This is a genomic window from Devriesea agamarum (genome assembly GCF_900070355.1).
Lineage (GTDB): Bacteria > Actinomycetota > Actinomycetes > Actinomycetales > Dermabacteraceae > Devriesea > Devriesea agamarum.
Genome location: NZ_LN849456.1, coordinates 1,833,894 through 1,853,620, shown reverse-complemented (window position 1 = coordinate 1,853,620; position 19,727 = coordinate 1,833,894). Strand labels below are relative to the sequence as shown.

Sequence of the window (19,727 nt, the reverse complement as noted above, 5' to 3'; positions counted from 1 at the left end):
CCATGACAGACGCTACTCCGACGCTTGATCTCACCGGTGTCACGAAGTGCATCGACGGCCGGGCCATCCTCGCCGGGTGCAGTATCACGCTCTACCCCGGTGAGATTTGCGCCATCATTGGGCCGAACGGGGCCGGGAAGACCACCCTCTTCAAACTGATAGCTGGCTTGGCGTTCCCCTCCTCAGGCACCATCGCCGTGACCGGACGAATGTTTGATAACGGTTCGCGCGATGCGCTCCTGGCTCGAATTGGTGCGAGCATCGAAGCACCAGAGTTCCGGAACGGCGCCACCGCTGAGCAAGTTCTCCAGCTCCACTTCGATCTTCTTGGCTTGTCCGATCACCAGCCCATTGACGAGCTGTTCGCGCTAGTCGGCCTCACCGCGGCGGCCAGATCGCCCGTAGCCTCGTTCTCGCTCGGTATGAAACAGCATCTCGCTCTAGCTCGCGCGATCAGTCACCGACCCACCTTGTTGGTCCTCGATGAGCCCGCGAACGGGCTTGACCCGACTGGTATTTCTGACCTGCGTGACCTGATCACCAGCTTGGCCGTTGAAGGCATGACTGTGTTAATGGCTAGCCACGTACTCACCGAGATCGAGCAAACCGCGCATACCGTTGCTGTCCTCACTGATGGGTACCTCGGAGTAAAGCAGGACGTCACCAGCATCCTGGACGCCAATGGCGGGAGTCTCGAAGAGTTCTACAGCTCAAGCGTTGCGGAGGCACGCCGATGAACCGGTTCCTTCGACTCGAGCTATCACGATACCGACGTATCATCCCGCGCTTCGGAATAACGGCGGCTTGCTCAGTACTGATGGCACTGTACTTCTTCGCGTTCGTCGGTCGGTTCGACGACAGCCCTGAAAGCGCGATGATGCGAGAATATGGCGCCGTGATTCCGCTTGCCCTAACCGTCGCACTTTGCATTGTCGTCATCTACGGAGCAGTCGTCTACGCGCGTTTTATCGTCTCCGATTACATCGGCACCCGGCGGATCCAGCTATACATATACCCCGGCGGACGCAGCCCCGTCTTTCTCGCCAAGAACGCCGCTTACGCGCTTGCCATCAGTGCTAGTACCGCGGTCGGTCTTGTGCTCGGTACTGCGACGTTCCTAACTGTCGAGTTTTTCACGCCCGTGCTCGCTGTGAGCCTGACCATGAGGACGTGGTTCGTGGCCCTCTCTATGGTTGCTTGCGTCACCCTGCTCACGCTGAGCATTACCTTGATTGCTGGGCTCATCGGCGTGCGCCGCAAGTCAACTGTTTCGACCATCGTCGGCGCTCTGGTTCTGATCGGTTTATTCGGAAACGTCGTTGCCATGTCATTGAACGCTGGGCAATGGGTTTCCTGGATGGTCACGGCAGGAAGTATCGCTTTCTCGCTGAGCTTGCTTGTGGCCCAAAACCGAGCAATCCGACATGATGAAGTTCTCTGAAGCAAGGACACCCGTTCGTGCTCTGTGGCGGATGCTCAGTACACCGACATTAGTGAGAAGGTGTGGGAAATATTTAGACGGAGAACACTGATAGGTATTGAGGTGAGTCTCTGCTTATCAAAACGTGTCCGGTTAGTTGTAGATGCCAGTGCGCTGCTATTCCTAGGTTTGCAGTATTCTCTATTTGAAGAGCCGGCTGGTCGTCAGAGTTTTCCGTACCTAATCTCGAATTGACTCCTGCTTAGCTTTTACCGGCGTGGATGCGGGAATGGTTTCCCACCGTGTTTCCATGTGACCAAACTTCCAGATCAAAATTGCGGCAATCCATGTGAGGACGAACAGTCCGACGATCACAAAACCCATCTGATCAATCTGGAACTGCGCGAGCTGATTCAAAATGGGAGCGTTGATACCGGCGTTGTCGTGCAGCACCTGAGCGACTTCAATAACTCCGATGAGCAGTGCGATCACCACGCTCAGGCCCGTCACTACCATGTTGTAGAAGATCTTGCGGGCAGGCCGAGCAAATGCCCAGTCGTAAGCGGTCGCCATGAAGATTCCATCCAGGGAATCCATCAGGCACATGCCTGCGGCAAAGAGGATAGGCAATATCAGGATCGCGTACCAGGGGATGCCGCTGGCGGCCCCGCTTCCTGCAAGAACTAGCAGCGCAATCTCGGTCGCGGTGTCGAAGCCTAGGCCGAATAGCAGTCCGATGAAATACACCTGCCAGGGCTTGACCACACGGCGCATAGCGGGTGCAAGAATGCGTGCATAGATTCCGCGTTTTTCGAGAATCTCATCCAGCGCTTTCTCATCGTGCTCGCCGCTGCGCATCGCCCGGAAGGCCTTCCAAATTCCAGCCAGGGCAATCACGTTAATGACCCCCAGTAAAATCAAGAAGAAACCGGAGACGGAGGTTCCAATAATGCCGAGAGTTTGGTGGAGCGCGGAGTCTCCATTAACCAGGGTGGAGGCGTAATGAGAGCCGACGGCGATGAGCAGTGCCATCAGAAACACAATGGTGGAGTGTCCGAGGGAGAACCACATCCCCACCGAACGGGGGCGACGCCCATTGGTTGATAATGTGCGCGTAGTGTTGTCGATGGCGGCAATATGATCTGGATCGAATGCGTGCCGGAGCCCAAAGACATATGCGGTGAGTGCGAGTCCGAGACCGAAGGTGGTGGCACCAATTTTGAGATCTTTGGGAATGATGAACCCGAACACGGTGCCGAATCCAATAACATGTAGCACGACAATCACAGCGATGATGGGGATAATCGCGCCGCGCCTGTTTTTAACTTTCATCTCGTGTCTCTTCCGTTGAGTGACGATAACGTCAATCTAAGCTTTCAAGCTCAAAAAAAGCCGAAAATTTTCCGCGAAACGGTCAGGTCTTCCTCAGTTTCGGGGCGGGAGTATCAATAAGTTCCCAGCGGAGGGCATCCCAGGCCGTCGTGATCAGGCGTGACACCTCTTCCGTGCTGTTTCCGCCGATGCGCAGCCAGGCGCCGCATTCGTACGGAAGAACGCTGACTCCGGTCACCGGGCCCCGCTGTCCCGTGCGGGTTGATGGTGACGGTTCTGCTACCGCCTTGCGTAGCACTGACGCGAGAGTTGCGGCGTCCCTGAGCGGGGTCACAACTATCAGCGTGCCCAGTACGGTGTGCGCTCCAAAATTGACCAGCGCGCTCGCATGGTCACCGCGTAGACGGATGGTGTCGCACACGAGCTCGGTACCGTCGGGGCGGCGCACCGTTAAATCAGAGGCGAAAATCTTGAACTCATGCTGCTCACCACGGGCAAGCCTGCCCGCCACCACCGTGTCGCCGAGAATCGCCGTCGCACTGGGATCCAGAACGACGTCGGTTCCCTGAAAATACCGCGAGTTGACGTACGGGATTACTGGATCAGGCAGATATTCCAGGTAGCCGCCGTCCTCGACGCGCAGATGTGCACTCTGCGTGGCGTAATCATGATCCATTTTCATGATCTTGGTTGCGGCCTGCGTAGTGAGATGCGCGCTCGCTCCAGGGCCAACGCGTACATCGAGTCGCAAGCGGTCGCCTTGAACCACGCCACCGCCGGTTGACATCACCATGGTGATCGGCAGGTCGGGGCGATGGGGATCGGTGTAGAGCGGCCGCATAATCTGTAGCGGCGACTTCTGATAGTGAGCGGTGAGCTCAGTGCGCTCACCCCGTTGCTCGTAGGTCAGTTCCAGTAGACCAACTTTGCCGGGTCTGCCGACCTGTAATGTGTCCAGTCCTCTCGCATACTCTCGCACCGCACCGGGGACCCACTCCGGCTCAAAGTGAGCCGGAGTAAGCCGAGCTGCCCGGGCGGAACCGGCTGTCTTCGCACGACCAGTGTCCCGGGTACGACCGGTCGCCTGGGCACGACCAGTGTCGCGGGCGCGGCCGGTCGCCGAGGTAGGCCGGGTGGCACGAGTGCCGGGAGCAGGTGAGGTTTTCACGCCTGGACCTTTGCGTCCTCGGTGCCAACCAACCGGAATCCATCCAGCAGATCAACGAGTTCACTAATCCCCTGACCCGTGAGGCTGTTGGTCAAGACCACGGGGCGACCCTCGCGCACGGTGTGAGCATCAGACTCCATCACGCCTAGGTCGGAACGAACGTACTTGGCGATATCAATCTTGTTGATGACCAGCACATCGGACTCGGTGATGCCCGGGCCCCGCTTGCGCGGCATCTTGTCGCCCTCCGCGGTATCCAGCACGAACACGAAGGCGTCAACCAGAACCGGGCTGAAAGTCAACGTCAGATTGTCGCCTCCGGATTCGTACAGCAGCGTGTCGATGTCGTCGAACTGTTCGAGTAGTTCAGCTCCGGCGGCGAGGTTCATCGTGGGGTCATCGCGCACGGCGGTGTGGGGGCAGGATCCGGTTTCGACGCCTACGACCCGCTCAGGAGGAAGAATGTCTTTCAACGTGGCGCGCACATGGGCGGCGTCTTCCTGGGTGTAGATGTCGTTGGTGACGATCGCCGGGTGGTAACCGCGTTCGATCAGAACGGGCACCATCGCTTCGATCAGGGCGGTCTTGCCGGAGCCGACAGGGCCGCCGATGCCGATTTTAAGAACGTTGTCGAACATGCGTTGTCCTTGGGTTGGTAGGGGTGGGTTGGATGGGATGCTCGCGTAGGGGCTGAGGCCGGACCCGCGGGCCAAGACCAATGGGGGCCTACGGGAGCGGCACGTCCTAGGTGGCGAAAAGTCGGGCGGATGCGTTCTCGTGCTGGCCGCTGAAAACATCCGCGAGCGGGCTGCAGCTGTATAGCTCGTCCAGAGGTCTGGCCACAGCCTCCTGTGCAACCTCGCTGAGCACCGGGAACGCCTCGTACAGGATCATCTGCGCGCGACGATGGTCAGTCAGTCGCAGCTTGAGCGCTGCCTGCACGAAGCTAGAGGAAAAGGCAAAGAGATCCGCGAGAACAGCCTGTTCAGCATCGGTTCCTGCCGCCGCATAGGTGACTCCGGCCGCCACGGCCTGGCATCCGGGCGTGGTTTTCGCGATCACCGCCTCGGTGTATGCATGCAGGACGGGGTGAGAGAAGATATCGCGGCTGAGATCCAGAAGCTGGCGGCCGGTTCGAGTGGCAGCCTTGCGTAAGCCTTGGTTGAGCTTGCACGCAAACAGCTTGCGGTCAATAATCCGCAACTGTTCGACCGGGTCGCTACCCATTGAACTGTGAGGATCGGGCTTTGCCTGCTGCGACACCACGGCGTGTGCGAGTGCAAGCGCCGTCGCGTCGGAGGGTCCCACGGTGTGCCGCAGCAGATCCGCCAGCAGGGCAGGGATCTGATCGGTGGTTACGGAATGCGCTTGGGCATACCCTTCGAGTCCGTGGGACAGCGTGTAGAAACCGCTGGGGAAAGCCGAGTCCGCCAGTTGCAGACAGGCCAGCAGCTGAGCGGGGGCCGGGGGCCGTGACGGCCTCGCAGCCGGGCCTGCATCGGCCGTCCCCAACGGTTTCATAAACATGGGAGTGTCCAACATTAGGCCAGGTAGAACAGCTGATTCAGCGGGAGCTTTTGAGCCGGTTCAATGGTGGCTGGTTTCCCGTCGAGCGTGACTTTGAAGGTTTCTGGATCCACGTGAATCACCGGGGTCGCGCTGTTGCGCACCATGTGCTGTTTGCCGACGTTGCGGCAACCGCGCACCGCAAGCACTTGGCTTTGTAACCCCAGCTTCTGCGGAACACCCGCATCGATCCCTGCCTGGGACATGAAGGACACCCGGGTGGCGTAACGGGCCCGCCCTAGTGCTCCGAACATGGGCCGGTAGAACACGGGCTGCGGGGTCGGCAACGAGGAGTTCGGATCTCCCATCAGAGCCCAGTTGATCAAACCCCCCTTAACCACCAGTTTTGGCTTCACAGCGAAGGAGTCGATCGGCCACAGCACAATGTCGGCGAGCTTGCCGGGCTCCAGCGAACCGATGTAACCCGCCGTGCCGGAGGCGATGGCCGGGTTGATCGTGATCTTTGCGAGGTAGCGCAGCACGCGCGCGTTGTCGTTGCGCTCGGAGTCCTCGGGAAGCTTTCCGCGCATGTCCTTGCAGTGATGTGCGGTCTGGAAAGCACGAGTCCACGATTCGCCGATACGGCCCATGGCCTGTGAATCCGAGGAGAACATCGAAATCACGCCTTCGTCGTGCAAAACAGTTTCCGCGGCAATGGTTTCGGCGCGCACCCGCGAGTCAGCGAAGGAAACATCCTCGGGAATGGCCGGGCTCAGATGGTGGCACACCATGACCATATCCAGCAGCTCGTCGACTGAGTTGATGGTGTACGGAAGCGTCGGGTTCGTTGAGGACGGCAGCACATTGGACTCCCCGGCGATCCGGATAATGTCCGGGGCGTGACCGCCACCCGCACCCTCCGTATGGAAGGTATGGATGGTGCGCCCATCAATCGCCGCCCGAGTATCTTCAAAGAATCCCGACTCGTTGAGGGAGTCAGTGTGCACGGCGACTTGAACGTCGTATTCGTCGGCCACCGATAGTGCGGTGCTAAGTGCTGCCGGCGTTGCCCCCCAGTCCTCGTGAACTTTGAGACCGCAGGCTCCGGCCTCAACCTGTTCCCTTAAGGACTCCGGCAGGGAACCGTTGCCCTTGCCCATCAGGCCAATGTTGACCGGGAGTTCCTCAGCGGCCTGATACATCCGTCCTAGGTTCCAGGGGCCGGGGGTGCAGGTGGTGCCGTTGGTGCCATCTGCTGGTCCGGTGCCCCCACCGATCATCGTGGTGATGCCGTTGGATAGGGCATGCTGAGCCTGCTGGGGAGAAATGAAGTGAATGTGGGTATCAATGCCGCCCGCGGTAGCAATCAGGTGTTCACCGGAGATGATTTCGGTTCCGGTGCCGATCACCAGATTCGGGGTGACTCCATCTTGGGTGTGCGGGTTGCCTGCCTTACCGATTCCAACGATCCGGCCTTCTTTCACCCCGATATCGCCTTTGACCACGCCGAGGATCGGGTCCATGACAATCGCGTTGGTGATCACCAGGTCGAGCGCACCCTGTGCGTTGGTGGTCTGCGGGTCTTGAGCCATGCCATCTCGGGCGCTCTTGCCACCGCCGTACACCGCTTCGTCACCGAAACAACCTTCGTTGAAGTCTTTTTCCACTTCGACGATCAGGTTGGTGTCAGCGAGCTGAAAACGGTCCCCGGTGCTGGGTCCGAAGAGTTCGGTGTATTGCGCGCGTTCAATCTGTGCCATCAGTTTTCATCCTTGGAATCGTCGTCAGTTGCGGTGTCGCCGGTGGTGAGGAAGCCGTGCTCGGCTGCGCGACGCAGCGCTGCGCGTTTGTGATCGCGCGAGACGATGCCACCGTTTGTCAGACCGGAGAATCCGATCAGCCTGCGGTTTCCTCCGAATTCGGTGAGTTCGACGGTGCGGCTGTCGCCCGGCTCAAAGCGGATCGCAGTGCCTGCGGGGATGTCGAGGTGCATGCCGAAGGCCGCTGCCCGGTCGAAAAGGAGTTCTCGGTTGGCCTCGAAGAAGTGGTAGTGGGAGCCGACCTGAACCGCACGGTCGCCGGTATTGCTGACGGTCAGTGTTGCTTTGCGTCGGCCAGCGTTAATTTCTATCGGGGTGTCGGCGCACAGGTATTTCGGTGATCCTGACATGGCTGCCTCTCAGTCGTGATGGTGAAGATAGGTCGCGCCCGAATGGGCGTGGCGATGTTGGTGGGTGTGCGAATGCCCGTGGTCATGCGGGTGTTCGTGTGGATGCTCGTGCTCGTGCGAGTGCGGATGTTCGTGGTCGGACCCGTGCGAGTGGGCAAAGCCGTCATCGTGGCCCGCGAGCAGTCCGGCGGCGATGCCGTCGTCACCGCGATCCCAGGCGGCCTGAGCATCGGCGATGCGCGAGCGCAGAACGAACTGCACAGCTTGAGCGCCCAGCAGACGTCCGCCGTCGATCAGCTGGTCGGGCCTGTCCTCAGGCTGATTCCAACTTGCGTTGAGAGCGATGACCTGCTCGGCCCCAAGACGCTGACAGCGCTGAAGCCCCTGGTAGGGATCCGGGTCGCCTCCGTCGAAAGCCACCTCGACCAGCGGGTATCCGCTGTGTTGGCGGACCAGGCGAGCGATTCTGAACAGCTGGGCATCCTGGAATGGGTCGATGCTCGGACCGATGACGAGAACGGCGTGCTTATCGTCAGCAGGCCCCGATTGCTTCGTCAATGCGGCGCGCAGCCAGGTAATGAGGTGTGCGGGGGAACCGAAGGGTTCGGACACACACACCGGAGCGCTGTGCTGATCGCGCAGCCAGCGGGCGGCGCGGGCGGTGTCGGCTATGAGCACGGGGTCGCGGCCAAGAGTCATTGGCACGATACAGATTGGCTCGCGGGCCCCGAGCTCCAGGTCGTCGGCCTCTGGGCTTGAGCTCATCAGGTGATGGATGCTCTGGCCGAGTTCGGCGGTGGTTGCCGTCGGATAGGGCACCTCGAGTGCGGCGCCGTCAGCGCTCTCTCTCCCGACGGCCAGGATGGTCCGCATGCGATCAGGCCCCGATCGGATCGTGGCAGGAGACGAGCTTGGTGCCATCGACGAAGGTGGCTTCGATCTGAAGCAGAGGCATCCTCTCGCGCACACCGTCCATCACGTCGTCCTCGTTGAGAACCTGTTTGCCGATTTCCATGCATTCAGCGACGGTGCGACCGTCTCGTGCGGCTTCTAGGATGGCTTCGCTGATGAGGGCGGAGGCTTCGCTGACGTTGAGCTTCAGTCCGCGTCCTTGGCGCTTGTGAGCCAGGTCTGCCACCACGTAGATGTACAGTTTTTCGATTTCCTTGGGTGTCAGATTCACGGTGATCTCCTCTAGGTGTCTTGCAGGTTGTCGTGAGCAAAGCTTTTGGGGCCAGGGAGGTTGGGTTTCTATGTGCGTTTTAGCTCGGGGAATGCCTTCACCGCTGCCAGGAAGAACAGGGTGGTCAGGACGAATGGCCAGGTCAGGGTGTGTCCGTCGAGAACACCAAAGAACGTGCTGACAGCGGGGGTGAGCAGTGTGGCGGTCATCGCCCCCACGATGGCGTAGAGAAAGGACAACCCGTGGCGGCGGATGAAGACCCCGCACAGCGCCATTGCCACCAGCACGGCGTTATAGCCGAGTAGGCCGTGTCCGATCTGGTCTCCGGGAACGCCTGCGGCCCAGGCTGTGAACAGTGCGATCACACTACCTACGCAGGCCATCAGCCCAAGCCATCGGCTGGCGACAAAGATTCCGATCAAAAAGATCAGGCCGACGTACCACTGAGGCATGAAGAAGATCTGACTCACGTTGGCGAAAAAGCCTTCGATGAGCTGCAGTCCGGTGACGGAGGTGGATGCGGCAGGGGTGGGAAGGGCCGCGGGGGCACCCCCGTGCCAGATTCGGGTGAGCTGCGGTGCTGAAATGGTCAGTGCGCTCACCACGATGCAAAAAGGTGCCGTCATCCCGGGTAATTCCCAAGCATCGAGGAATCGGCCGAGCCCGGCTCCGATGACGACGACGGCGATGCACGCGAACAGCGCGAGGATCAGGGTGCTGAGGTGGAATGCCCCGAGGAACACGGCGAGGCCGGTGCCGACCAGGCAACCGTTAAATCCCCACAGGCCCGAACCGATCTGGTCGCGCGGAACCCGCATGACTAGTGCGGTGAGGGTAGCGATGAGAGTTCCGCCGAGCCCGTAGCAACCGTACTCCCAACCCGAGGCGAACAGGGCGATCACGAAGATCGCGCCGGTGAGTGCGTTCGGGAGGAAGTCGACTTGGGCGATTCCTCGCAGCCATGCCTGGATGAACTGCCAGGTGCCCATGCTTGGAATAGGAGTGTGACTGCTGATGGTGCCCTTGCTGTTCATGCGTGTTTCACCGTTGATGTCGTGTGCGCTAGCTATGCCAGCTTGGTTGATGTGGTTGTGGGTCCTTGCCCGTGCGAAGAGGTCGGTGCAGGGCTAGCGACAGGGGAATCAGCGGCGGCACTGTCGTACGCGGATTCCACGAGTTCGCTAATGTCTATTCCTCGTTCTTCCTGTTCAGCGGAGACCCGCATGCCGATGATCTTGTGGATGATCCAGCCGAGGATGAGTGAGAGCACAAAGGCGTAGACGAAGACGACTACCACCGCTAGGAATTGGGAGCCGATCAGGTGTAAGCCGCCGCCGAAGAAGAGTCCTTTGGATCCGGTTCCGGTGAGTTCGGGCCGCGCGAAGAAGCCGAGCAGGATCATGCCGAGCATGCCGCCGATCAGGTGCACACCGATCACGTCGAGGGCGTCGTCGTAGCGGAAAATGTACTTCAGCCTGGTTGCTGCGAAGCACACGATCCCGGCGAGGGCCCCGATGATCATGGCTGCGATGGGACCGACGTAGCCTGCGGCCGGGGTGATACATGCCAGGCCAGCGATGGCACCGGAAGCGCCGCCAAGACTGGAGATGTTGCCTTCGATAACGCGCTGGGTTCCAAGCCAAAAGACAAGGCCCGCAGCGCCGGCGATTTGGGTGTTGACCAGGGCATGCACGGCGAGTTCATTGGCTCCAAGGGCTGATCCGGCGTTGAATCCGAACCATCCGAACCACAGGATGCCGGTGCCTAGGAGAACGAGGGGAAGGGAGTTGGGGCGCAGGGCCGTTTTGGGACCGGGCCAGCCGTGGCGGCGACCGATCACGATGAGCAAGGCGAGTGCTGCGGCACCCGCGGTGGTGTGGACGACGGCGCCGCCGGCGAAGTCCTCGGCTCCCAGCTGTGAGAGCCATCCTGCCGGGCTGAATAGCCAACGCGCGACGGGTGCATACACGATGATGGCCCAGATTGCGACGAACAGAGCCCAGCCGGCGAATTTCAGGCGTCCAGTGAGGGAGCCGACGGCCAGTGCGGGCGTAATGATGGCGAACATCAGGTGGTAGTGGAAGAAGGCGAGGTTCGGCACGCTGAGGGCGTGCTCCCCGGTCATTCCTGCGAGGGTGGCCTTGTCGGCTCCGTGGAGCGCGGCCAGTGAGAATCCACCGATGACGGAATTGCCTTGTGAGAACGCGAGAGTGAATGCGATCAGGGTCCACACCAGCGTCACGATGCCGATGCAGCTAATGCACTGCAGGATCGTGCTCATTGCGTGTTTTCTATTGACCATGCCGCCGTAGAACAGTGCAAGCCCGATTGTCATGAAGAGTACAAGACCCGTCGAGATCAAGACCCAGGCGGTATCACCTGTATTCATGGGTATTTAGTTCCTTGCCAAGGGGATGGGTAAATGTTGTGGGTGCCTCATGGTGAGGCAAGAGTATGTTAGCCCTCCTTCCAGCAAAAATGAAAGAAAACATAAAGCAGCTTGATAGCGTGCTGTAAGAACCTTGAAAATGCCGGTGAGCTGTCGTCTCGGGTCTTCTTGCTATCCATATGCCGGCTTATCGGGGTTCCTAGGAGTTGCCGGCCTTGCTCCCGGGAAGGCTGTGATGAGTAAAGTTAAGAGAATCAGAATGAGAAAATAGTGGGAACTTGAAGAGAAGTTCTTGCACATAGTGGAATGGGAAAAGCCTTAATATCTAGAATCGCTTAGAGATTCCTGGAAAGTCGCATAGGTAGGACCACTCCCGGAGCGGTCGTGCGATAAGGACGGATGTGGTTCCCACCGTGCCGTGGTGATCGAACCCGGTATGAGAAGCGCACCGCGAGTCGCCGCTCGAATGTCATACCCGCCTCGTAGGGTCGAGGGCATGAGAATCCTGCACACCTCGGACTGGCACCTTGGCCGAACCCTGCACGGGGAGGACCTCATGGGCCATCAGGAAGTCTTCCACCGCTTCCTGATCGACCAGGTGCGAGAACGCGACGTCGATGTCGTGGTCATTCCCGGGGATATTTACGACCGTGCGATACCTCCGGTCCCCGCGGTGCGCTTGCTCTCGCGCACGCTCACTGAAATCGCCCAGCACGCTACAGTCATCCTCACCCCCGGGAACCACGATTCGGCGGCCCGCCTCGGCTTCGGCCGGGAACTGATGCGCGCCGGGGTGCACTTCTTGACCGATATCGCCGCCATTGAGCACCCGGTTGAGGTCTACGATGACTTCGGCGTGGTGCAGTTCTACGGTGTGCCCTATCTCGAACCGGACATCATGCGCTATCAATTGGCCGATGGCCTCGATCAACCCCTTGCGCGCTCGCACGCGGCGGTGACGGCTGCCGCCATGGATCGCATCCGCGCCCGCATTGCAGCCGCACTGCCTCAGCCCTGCGGTGAGCTCGCCTGCAGTGAGCAGGCCTCGGGTTCAGCGCTGCGGACGGTTGTGCTCGCCCATACCTTTGCCGCCGGGGGAGTCGGGTGCGATTCGGAACGCGATGTTCGGGTCGGGGGAGTTGACACGGTTAGCGCCGAACTCTTTGCGGGGGTTGACTACGTTGCTTTGGGCCATTTGCACGGCTGCCAGGAGGTCAGTGTGCCTGCCAGCGATACTTGTATTTGGTACTCGGGTTCTCCGCTGCCGTTTTCCTTCTCGGAGCGAAATCATCGTAAATGCGTCTTGCTGGTGGACCTCATGGCTGACTCGGTGGAGGTAGAGAGAATCCCAACTCCGGTGCCTCGAGGCATGGTCGAGCTCGTCGGTCCTCTTCAGGACTTGGTGAGGCGCGCTGCTGAGCACCGTGACGACTGGGTTCACGCTGTGGTCACCGACTCCGTCCGCCCGCCCCACCTCATGGAGAGTTTGCGGGCTATCTTTCCCCACCTCCTGCTCAGCGAATACCGTCCGGAAGGTCGTTCGGAGCCGACCCTGGCCCCTGTGGTGAGTGCTGCGCACAGTCCGCTTGCCATCATGGATGACTTCTATGACCACATGCTCGGGCGTGCTCCGAGCCAGGCCGAACGCGACGTGTTGGAAGAGTCGTACCGAAAGGCGCGGACCTATGAGATATAGCCACCCCACACGAGGCCGCGCCCTTAGCGCGCGGGGCTTTCCCCTTTCTCACTCAACGCCGAAATTCTCCCGGTGGCCTGCGATTGGGATTCGTCGCTGGTTCCCAGGCCCCGGGCATCTCGACTGCGGGGGTGCCCAATGAAACTTCTGCATCTTTCTCTGCGCGGCATTGGCCCTTTTGCCGGTGAGCACCGGATCGACTTGGTGTCCCTGTCCGCATCGGGTCTATTTCTGCTCGACGGCCCCACCGGGTCCGGAAAATCGACGCTGATCGACGCCATTACCTATGCGCTTTTCGGGCAAGTCGCAGGCGCAGGAGCCAGCCCCCAGCGCATACGGTCTCAATTCGTTGATCCCATCGAACCCAGCTGGGTCGACCTGGTGCTCGAAACCGGGGCGGGTATCTACCGCATCCGGCGCTATCCCGAATACGAACGACCAAAAAAACGCGGAGGCGGGACAACCAAACAGCAGGCGCGTGCGATGCTGTGGCGCCTGACCTCACCCGAGCTACTGCCCGTCGTGATCGCTGATACCGCAGGCGCTGGCGCAGGGCTGGAACCGATATCCATACGGATGGATGAAATCGGCCTGGAAATGCAGCGCATCATCGGTCTGACCCGAGAGCAATTTACCCAGACGGTGGTCCTTCCCCAAGGGGAATTCGCGCGATTTCTGCGAGCTGGAACCGCCCAGCGGCAAGCCGTGCTCCAGCGCGTCTTCGGCACCGAAATCTATGAGCGAATTGAACAAGACCTCGAAGAACGCCGACGCCAAGCCCGGCGCGACATGCAAGAGGCCGAGGCCAAACTGGGAGCGGTGATCGCCCGATTTGCTGAGGCCGCCGAGCTCAGCGACGACGCCGCGGAACACCTCGCAGAGCAGGTGAAAGACCAAAGCGCAATACACCCGGCCACCGCAGGGTCACAACCCCAATCTCCCGGATTGCAATCCCAACCCCTAGGCTCGCAACCGCAACCTCCCGGCTCGGTCGGCGCCGACCTCCAGACCACTCAGCTCGACGAGGTGGTGGGTGCCGCTGAAACCCGGCGGGACGTAGCAAAAGCGCAGGCCGAACGCGCTCGCCAAGAACTGGCTCGGGCCAGTGAGAACCGTGAAGCCGTAGGCGGGACATGGCAAGCCGCGCAGCGACGCCGTGACCTGGATCGGCTTGCGCAGCAGATCGAACAAGCCCGCGATGACCATTTAGCTCGCTGTGCTCGATTGGCAGACGACACTCGGGCGCAGCCCCTTGCCCGCAGCCTCAAAAGTGCGAACCAAGCTGACCACACAGCGGCACGTGCTTGGAATGCAGTCAGCACGGCGTTAGACGAGGCTCCGGACGATCTGATGGCCCAGCTGCCCGATACCTGGGGGCGAAACGGCCCCCTCATGACAGAGGGACCACGCACAGCGATTCGGATGCTGAGTGAACAGCCCGAGCACTGTGACCTGGTGCTTGGAACCCTGGCAGACTGCGCAGCCAAAGCCTCCGAACAAGCCGGTGAACTGCGGACCCTGGTAGAACTCGAAAGTGCTCTGCCCGCGCGAGAACGAGCCATCGCCGCGGTCACTGCGGAACTCACCACCACCGAAGCCACGCACACCGACGTTACCGAACGGTTAGCCGCTCGCCCCCTAGTGCGCACAAAGCTCATGCGCACACTCGAACACGCCCAGGACAATGCGCAGGGTCTACCAGACCTCCGCGCCGCGATGGAGGCAGCCCACCATAGGGCCCATCAAGCGCGTCAGGCCGCAGCACTTGAGGAAGACCTCCGCGCGGCGCGCAAGCTCCTAGCGGGTCGGCTACGGCGTGCAGACAAAGCACTTGCGAGCGAACACGATCTACGCAGGCGGCACCTGGCTGGCATCGCAGCCCAGTTAGCCCTCACCCTCACTCCCGATCAGCCCTGCCCCGTGTGCGGCAGTCAGGAGCACCCCGCCCCTGCGCATCCCGCACCGGATGCTGTTCAGCTTGACGATGTTGAAGCGGCTGAACAAAAGCGCCGCCACATCGACGATCAGGTGCAGTCGGCGCGCGCTGATTGCGAACGCCTGCACGCGATGTATACGCAGGCCAGTGAAGCAGCTGGCGGGATGAGCGGTGAAGTCGCCGACGCTGCGCACCAGGAGTCGAAAATGCTCCACGCCAAGGCGCAGAAAGCAGCCCGTGCGGTTGAAAAACTCACCACACAGGTAGCTGCGTTCGACCGCGACACTGCCACCTTAGAAGCCGAGGCTGCCACTGTGCGCGAGCGAGCAGAGCAGTTGCGCACCCGCCGCACGGAGGCGATGGCTCAGTTCACTCGGGATGCGGAAACCATTCACCGCGCCTGCGACGGCTACCAGCGGGTGGCCGATAAACGGGCGTTCTATGAACAGATCGCAGCGGCTGCGCGCTCCATCGCTGACCTGCTGCGCACCGCCCAACAAGCTGTGGAGCGCGCAGTCCAAACCCGGCAGGAACATTGCCTCGCTCGCGATGGCAGCGGCTTTACCGACGATGACGCGATCACGGCAGCGCTTATGGAGCCGGAGGTTCGCGAAGCCGAAGAACGTCGCGTTCACGAGCATGACACCGCATGCCAGCGCCTAGTTGTGGGGATGGAAGATGAAGCTGTCCGCCAGGCCGACGCGAGCGCAGAAAACTTGCGTGTGCTCAACCAGCAGCGTGAGCGGGCTGAGGCCGCATGCCACAGTGCACAGGAGGCCTTAACCGCAGCTGACCGTGCGGCTGGGCAGGCTCAAGCCACCCTGATGGCTGTGCGCCGAGCGCGCGAAGCGGTTCTTCGCGTGCTCACCGAAACCATTGCGATGCGCTCATGCGCCGGCGTGATTTTGCAGGTCGCTGATCTGGTGACGGGGAACTCCTCGGATGCCGACCGGATCCGGCTATCCACATACGTGCTGATGAGGAGGTTTGATGACGTCGTCGGAGCCGCTAATGCGCGCCTGAGCGTGATGAGCTCGTCCCTGCTTGAACTGGTGCGAGATGACGGATCCCGCAGACGTTCCCACACCGGCCTGGACCTGAAAATCATCGACCACCGCACAGACACAGTGCGCGTCCCCGAAACCCTGTCCGGCGGTGAAACCTTCATCGTGTCGCTATGCCTCGCCCTCGGACTGGCCGATATCGTCACCGCCGAAGCCGGAGGTGTGGAACTGCAAACACTGTTTATCGACGAAGGATTCGGAAGTCTTGATGCCGACACCTTGGAGACGGTGATCCAAGAAATCACCCGTCTAGCCGATGCCGGTCGTGCGGTCGGCATCGTCTCCCACATCCCCGAACTCAAACAGCGAATCGCCGAGCGAGTGCACGTTGAGCGCACCCCGTCCGGCCACTCCACCCTGACCGTGTTCGCCTGATACACATGTGTCCGTCACCGCTGCCCTCGCGTGAAGGCCGGGGCAGCCACATGAGACCCTTGCTGCGCATCGAGGCCCGTAGGATCCTTCCGTGGATACCCTGACCCTTCAGATCGTCGTCACCGTGATTGCCGGGATTCTTATGATTATCGGTCTTCTTGGCATCGTTCTACCCGTGCTTCCCGGCTCCATCACGGCATTGATCGGCCTGTTGATCTGGGCCCTGGTGATCGGGGGGTGGCACGGATGGGTGACGTTCGCCATCGGGGCAGTGCTGCTAGCAACCGGGATGAGCGCCAGTTACGTGCTCACGGGTAAACGACTCAAAGCTCAAAAAGTGCCCAACAGGTCGATCCTCGTCGGGGTGATCGCGGCGATTATCGGGGCATTCGCCATTCCAGTTCTCGGCCTATTCATCGGATTCGTCCTCGGGTTGTTCGCATGTGAACTGCTGCGCCTGCGGGAACTAGGTCCATCCGTGAACTCCAGTTGGGTCGCCATCAAAGCCATCGGAGTAGGCATAGTCATTGAGCTATCGATGGCACTGCTCGCCTTCGGGACCTGGGTGGTGTCCATGGGGCTGTTTTTCATATGGATGGCTCAATGACCGGCCGTAACGCCACCTCGTCAAGATCGCGGCGTGACAACCCATCGATACCGCGGCGCGATAACCCGCCGATACCGCAGCGCGCCACCCCGTCGATATCGCGGCGTGACAACCCAGCGTTCGGCAGCCGCAAGCGACGCGATCAGTTGGCAGCAGCATTTCAGGCCCAGGGGGAAGAGTACGACCAGCTGCGGCCCACCTATCCTGCCAAAGCTATCGACTTCTTGATGGATGCGATTCCCACCCGGTACCGACCGGATCGGCAGCATCCGCCGCAATCCCCGCAGGTGCTCGATCTGGGGGCAGGCACGGGCAAACTCGCCCTGCGTTTAGCCGAGCGGGGCTGCGATGTCCTCGCCCTCGACCTGAGCGCTCACATGCTCGAGCACCTGATACGCCGTGCTGATCAGGCATCCCCGGAGACTCTCACAGGCCGGGTGAGATGCCGTGTCGCGTCTGCCGAAGCAACCTACGCCGCGACTCAGGTGTACGACCTTGTCACCGTGGCTCAGGCCTGGCACTGGTTTGATGCTGACGCTGCGGCTCGCGAAATAGACCGTGTTCTAGCCCCGGACGGCAGACTCGCGCTGGTGTGGAACACCTTGGATGTGACTGTGCCCTGGGTGCATCGGTATTCACGGATTATGCATGCAGGTGACGTGCAGCGTGAAGACTTCCTCCCGCGCGTGCCCGGTTTTGAGCTGGTGCATCGCCAGGCAGTGCGTTGGGAGGATCCGCTTTCAACGGCAGACCTCATCAATTTGGCCCGAACCAGGTCGTACGTCATTACCGCGTCGGACCACCAGCGAGAACGAGTGTTTTCCAATCTGGACTGGTACCTGCATGAGCACCTCGGATATGCCCGGGGAGCTGTCGTGGGTTTGCCCTACCGAACGGACGCCTTGATCTTCCGGCGGACCGGCTGAGTAGCTGACCCATCGCAGTGGCGAGGGGTGAGAGAAGGACAGATTCGCGGTGGGAGATGAATATCCCGTCCGTGGATAAAAGAGGGGGCCAGCCTGATTCGGCTAGCCCCCTCAGATCGTGCATGCGGTGCACGATGGTGTCAGGAGTGCTTTACGGCAGCATCCAGCCGAGCACGGATGTGGACTGCAGGAAGATCATCACGCAGAGAACCGCGAGCATGCCCAGCGACCACCAGATCACGGTGCGGAAGATGGTGGCTTCCTGGCCGTCGAGATTTGCGGATGCGGCGGCAATCGCGAGGTTTTGCGGGGAGATCATCTTGCCAACCACGCCACCGGTTGTATTTGCCGCCACCAGAAGCGACGGATCGACCCCGATCTGCTGCCCAGCGGTCTGCTGAAGCTTGGCAAACAGGGCATTGGCCGAGGTATCTGATCCGGTCACCGCAACCCCGACCCAGCCGAGAATCGGCGACAGGAAGGGGAACAGGGCGCCGGTTGCGGCGAGCCAGAGGCCGATGGTGACGGTCTGACCGGAGAAGTTCATGACGTAAGCGAGAGCCAGCACGGACATGATGGTCAGAAGCGTCCACCGCATATTGACAAAGGTGCGCCCGAGTTCGCGGATACCAGCGCCCACGGTCATCGGGTACCGACCATTTTCGGTCCGCCATGAGTAGATGACGGCGACGATCAAACCGGTGATCAGCAGCAGAGTGCCGGGGCTGGAGAGCCACTGGAAGGAGTAGAAGGTGGACGATGACACGGCACCCTTCGCATCCACCAGGTGCCCGTGCAGTCCGGGCCACGGAATCTTCAGGTCGGTTCCCGACAGGAAGGACGAGACCGCAGGCACCAGCTTGGCGATACCGAAGATCACGATGACCAGCAGGTAAGGCAGCAGTGCGTACCACACGCGGGAACCGGTGAGCACCTCGGTGCGTTCCGGGGCCTTGATACCGAGGCGCTTATTGCTCTCGTCCGCATTGCGCGGGGGTACGAGCCGCAGAAAGACGATGGCGGCCAGCAGACCCACGAGCGAGGATACGATGTCGGTCAGCTCGTACACGAAGAAGGTGGCGCACCACCACTGTGCGATGGAGAAGGTGACGCCCACGATGAGGGCGGGCATCCACGCGTCCCGAACGCCCTTCCAGCCATCCAGGATCAGCAGCAAAATCAGCGGCACGAAGGCGGCGAGAATCGGAGTCTGGTGTCCGGCGATGGCGGCGATGTGGTGCGGGTCGGTGTCGGTGAGACGGCCCGCTGTGGTGATCGGGATGGCCATGGCGCCGAACGCTACTGGTGCGGTGTTGGCAACCAGCACGGTGGCCGCCGCTTTGAGAGGCTTAATACCGAGCGAGATCAGCATGGTGGCGGTGATGGCCACGGGAGCGCCGAAGCCGGCGAGTGCTTCCATTAGGCCGCCGAAGCAGAATGCGATCAAGATGGCTTGAATGCGGATATCGCCGCCGCCGATGCGGTCGAAGATGCGCCGCATGTCCTCAAACCGTGACGAGATGACCGTGACCTGGTAAAGCCACACAGCCATCAGCACAATCCAGAAGATCGGGAAAGCGCCGAAAACGGCTCCCTGGGTTGCGGACAGGGCAGCCAAGCCCGTCGGCATGCCGAATCCGATCACGGCGATGACGATCGCGGCGGCGAGGGAAATTAGACCCGCCCAGTGGGAGCGAAGCTTTAGTCCGGCCAGTAAAACGAAAAATAGAACAAGAGGAATGAGGGCGACTAATGCGGACAGGGTGATGCTCCCGGCGACAGGCGCGGGAACGGGAGTGAAGGTCTCCATCGAGCTGGACTCCTGAGAGGAATGGTCAGTGACGACTCCGTGAGCTGACTCGCGGTCCGGTCGGGATAAACCCGGAGCACGGTGTTGCGAAGACGTTTGACACGGTGACTTGGGATATTGAACACGACGTGGGACGTTTGCGCGG

General features: G+C 60.9%; 17 protein-coding genes. 6 read left to right on the top strand and 11 right to left on the bottom strand.

What is annotated here, in order from left to right; translation table 11 throughout:
- The first annotated feature begins 2 nt into the window (after positions 1-2).
- Positions 3-737 (top strand): ATP-binding cassette domain-containing protein, encoded by a 735-nt coding sequence (locus BN1724_RS08030; RefSeq protein ID WP_058234933.1) that lies wholly within the window; start codon positions 3-5, stop codon positions 735-737.
- Between the two features lie 80 nt (positions 738-817).
- A complete protein-coding gene (locus BN1724_RS08025; RefSeq protein ID WP_058234932.1) occupies positions 818-1,441 on the top strand; it encodes a hypothetical protein in 624 nt (207 codons plus the stop codon).
- A 219-nt stretch (positions 1,442-1,660) separates the two neighbouring features.
- Here the strand turns inward: BN1724_RS08025 and nicT are convergent, their stop codons facing one another.
- The 10 genes from nicT to BN1724_RS07975 all read right to left on the bottom strand — a co-directional run bounded on the left by nicT (position 1,661) and on the right by BN1724_RS07975 (position 11,168).
- Positions 1,661-2,752, bottom strand: coding sequence for a Nickel transporter NicT (gene nicT, locus BN1724_RS08020; RefSeq protein WP_197671776.1), 1,092 nt, complete (start codon positions 2,750-2,752; stop codon positions 1,661-1,663).
- An 82-nt stretch (positions 2,753-2,834) separates the two neighbouring features.
- Positions 2,835-3,920 carry an urease accessory protein UreD gene (locus tag BN1724_RS08015; RefSeq protein WP_197671775.1) on the bottom strand — a complete coding sequence of 362 codons (1,086 nt, stop codon included), beginning with the start codon at positions 3,918-3,920 and terminating at the stop codon, positions 2,835-2,837.
- Positions 3,917-4,558: an urease accessory protein UreG gene (gene ureG, locus BN1724_RS08010; RefSeq protein WP_058234931.1), complete on the bottom strand. Its 642-nt coding sequence runs from the start codon at positions 4,556-4,558 to the stop codon at positions 3,917-3,919. The genes BN1724_RS08015 and ureG overlap by 4 nt, the downstream gene beginning before the upstream one ends.
- A gap of 106 nt (positions 4,559-4,664) precedes the next feature.
- Positions 4,665-5,462 (bottom strand): urease accessory protein UreF, encoded by a 798-nt coding sequence (locus BN1724_RS08005; RefSeq protein ID WP_231928203.1) that lies wholly within the window; start codon positions 5,460-5,462, stop codon positions 4,665-4,667.
- Positions 5,462-7,186 carry an urease subunit alpha gene (gene ureC, locus BN1724_RS08000; RefSeq protein ID WP_058234930.1) on the bottom strand — a complete coding sequence of 575 codons (1,725 nt, stop codon included), beginning with the start codon at positions 7,184-7,186 and terminating at the stop codon, positions 5,462-5,464. The genes BN1724_RS08005 and ureC overlap by 1 nt, the downstream gene beginning before the upstream one ends.
- Positions 7,186-7,596, bottom strand: a complete 411-nt coding sequence (locus tag BN1724_RS07995; RefSeq protein ID WP_058234929.1) for an urease subunit beta — start codon at positions 7,594-7,596, stop codon at positions 7,186-7,188. Before BN1724_RS07995 ends, ureC begins: the two co-directional genes overlap by 1 nt.
- 9 nt (positions 7,597-7,605) lie before the next feature.
- Positions 7,606-8,469, bottom strand: coding sequence for a hypothetical protein (locus BN1724_RS13440; RefSeq protein WP_058234928.1), 864 nt, complete (start codon positions 8,467-8,469; stop codon positions 7,606-7,608).
- Positions 8,470-8,473: 4 nt separating this feature from the next.
- Positions 8,474-8,779 carry an urease subunit gamma gene (locus BN1724_RS07985; RefSeq protein ID WP_058234927.1) on the bottom strand — a complete coding sequence of 102 codons (306 nt, stop codon included), beginning with the start codon at positions 8,777-8,779 and terminating at the stop codon, positions 8,474-8,476.
- A 68-nt stretch (positions 8,780-8,847) separates the two neighbouring features.
- A complete protein-coding gene (locus tag BN1724_RS07980) occupies positions 8,848-9,813 on the bottom strand; it encodes an urea transporter (RefSeq protein WP_197671774.1) in 966 nt (321 codons plus the stop codon).
- Between the two features lie 32 nt (positions 9,814-9,845).
- Positions 9,846-11,168, bottom strand: coding sequence for an ammonium transporter (locus BN1724_RS07975; protein ID WP_084252882.1), 1,323 nt, complete (start codon positions 11,166-11,168; stop codon positions 9,846-9,848).
- Positions 11,169-11,664: 496 nt separating this feature from the next.
- Between BN1724_RS07975 and BN1724_RS07970 the strand changes: the two genes are divergently transcribed.
- The 4 genes from BN1724_RS07970 (at position 11,665) to BN1724_RS07955 (ending at position 17,772) form a co-directional block, all read left to right on the top strand.
- Positions 11,665-12,864: an exonuclease SbcCD subunit D gene (locus tag BN1724_RS07970; protein ID WP_058234926.1), complete on the top strand. Its 1,200-nt coding sequence runs from the start codon at positions 11,665-11,667 to the stop codon at positions 12,862-12,864.
- 138 nt (positions 12,865-13,002) lie between these two features.
- A complete protein-coding gene (locus BN1724_RS07965; protein ID WP_058234925.1) occupies positions 13,003-16,239 on the top strand; it encodes an AAA family ATPase in 3,237 nt (1,078 codons plus the stop codon).
- A gap of 91 nt (positions 16,240-16,330) precedes the next feature.
- A complete protein-coding gene (locus BN1724_RS07960; RefSeq protein ID WP_231928202.1) occupies positions 16,331-16,846 on the top strand; it encodes a DUF456 domain-containing protein in 516 nt (171 codons plus the stop codon).
- Positions 16,843-17,772: a class I SAM-dependent methyltransferase gene (locus tag BN1724_RS07955; RefSeq protein WP_084252881.1), complete on the top strand. Its 930-nt coding sequence runs from the start codon at positions 16,843-16,845 to the stop codon at positions 17,770-17,772. The genes BN1724_RS07960 and BN1724_RS07955 overlap by 4 nt, the downstream gene beginning before the upstream one ends.
- Before the next feature lie 151 nt (positions 17,773-17,923).
- On the opposite strand, the gene BN1724_RS07950 is transcribed toward BN1724_RS07955, so the two are convergent.
- Entirely contained in the window at positions 17,924-19,582 is a 1,659-nt protein-coding gene (locus BN1724_RS07950) for an L-lactate permease (protein WP_058234924.1), read from the bottom strand.
- Positions 19,583-19,727 lie beyond the last annotated feature (145 nt).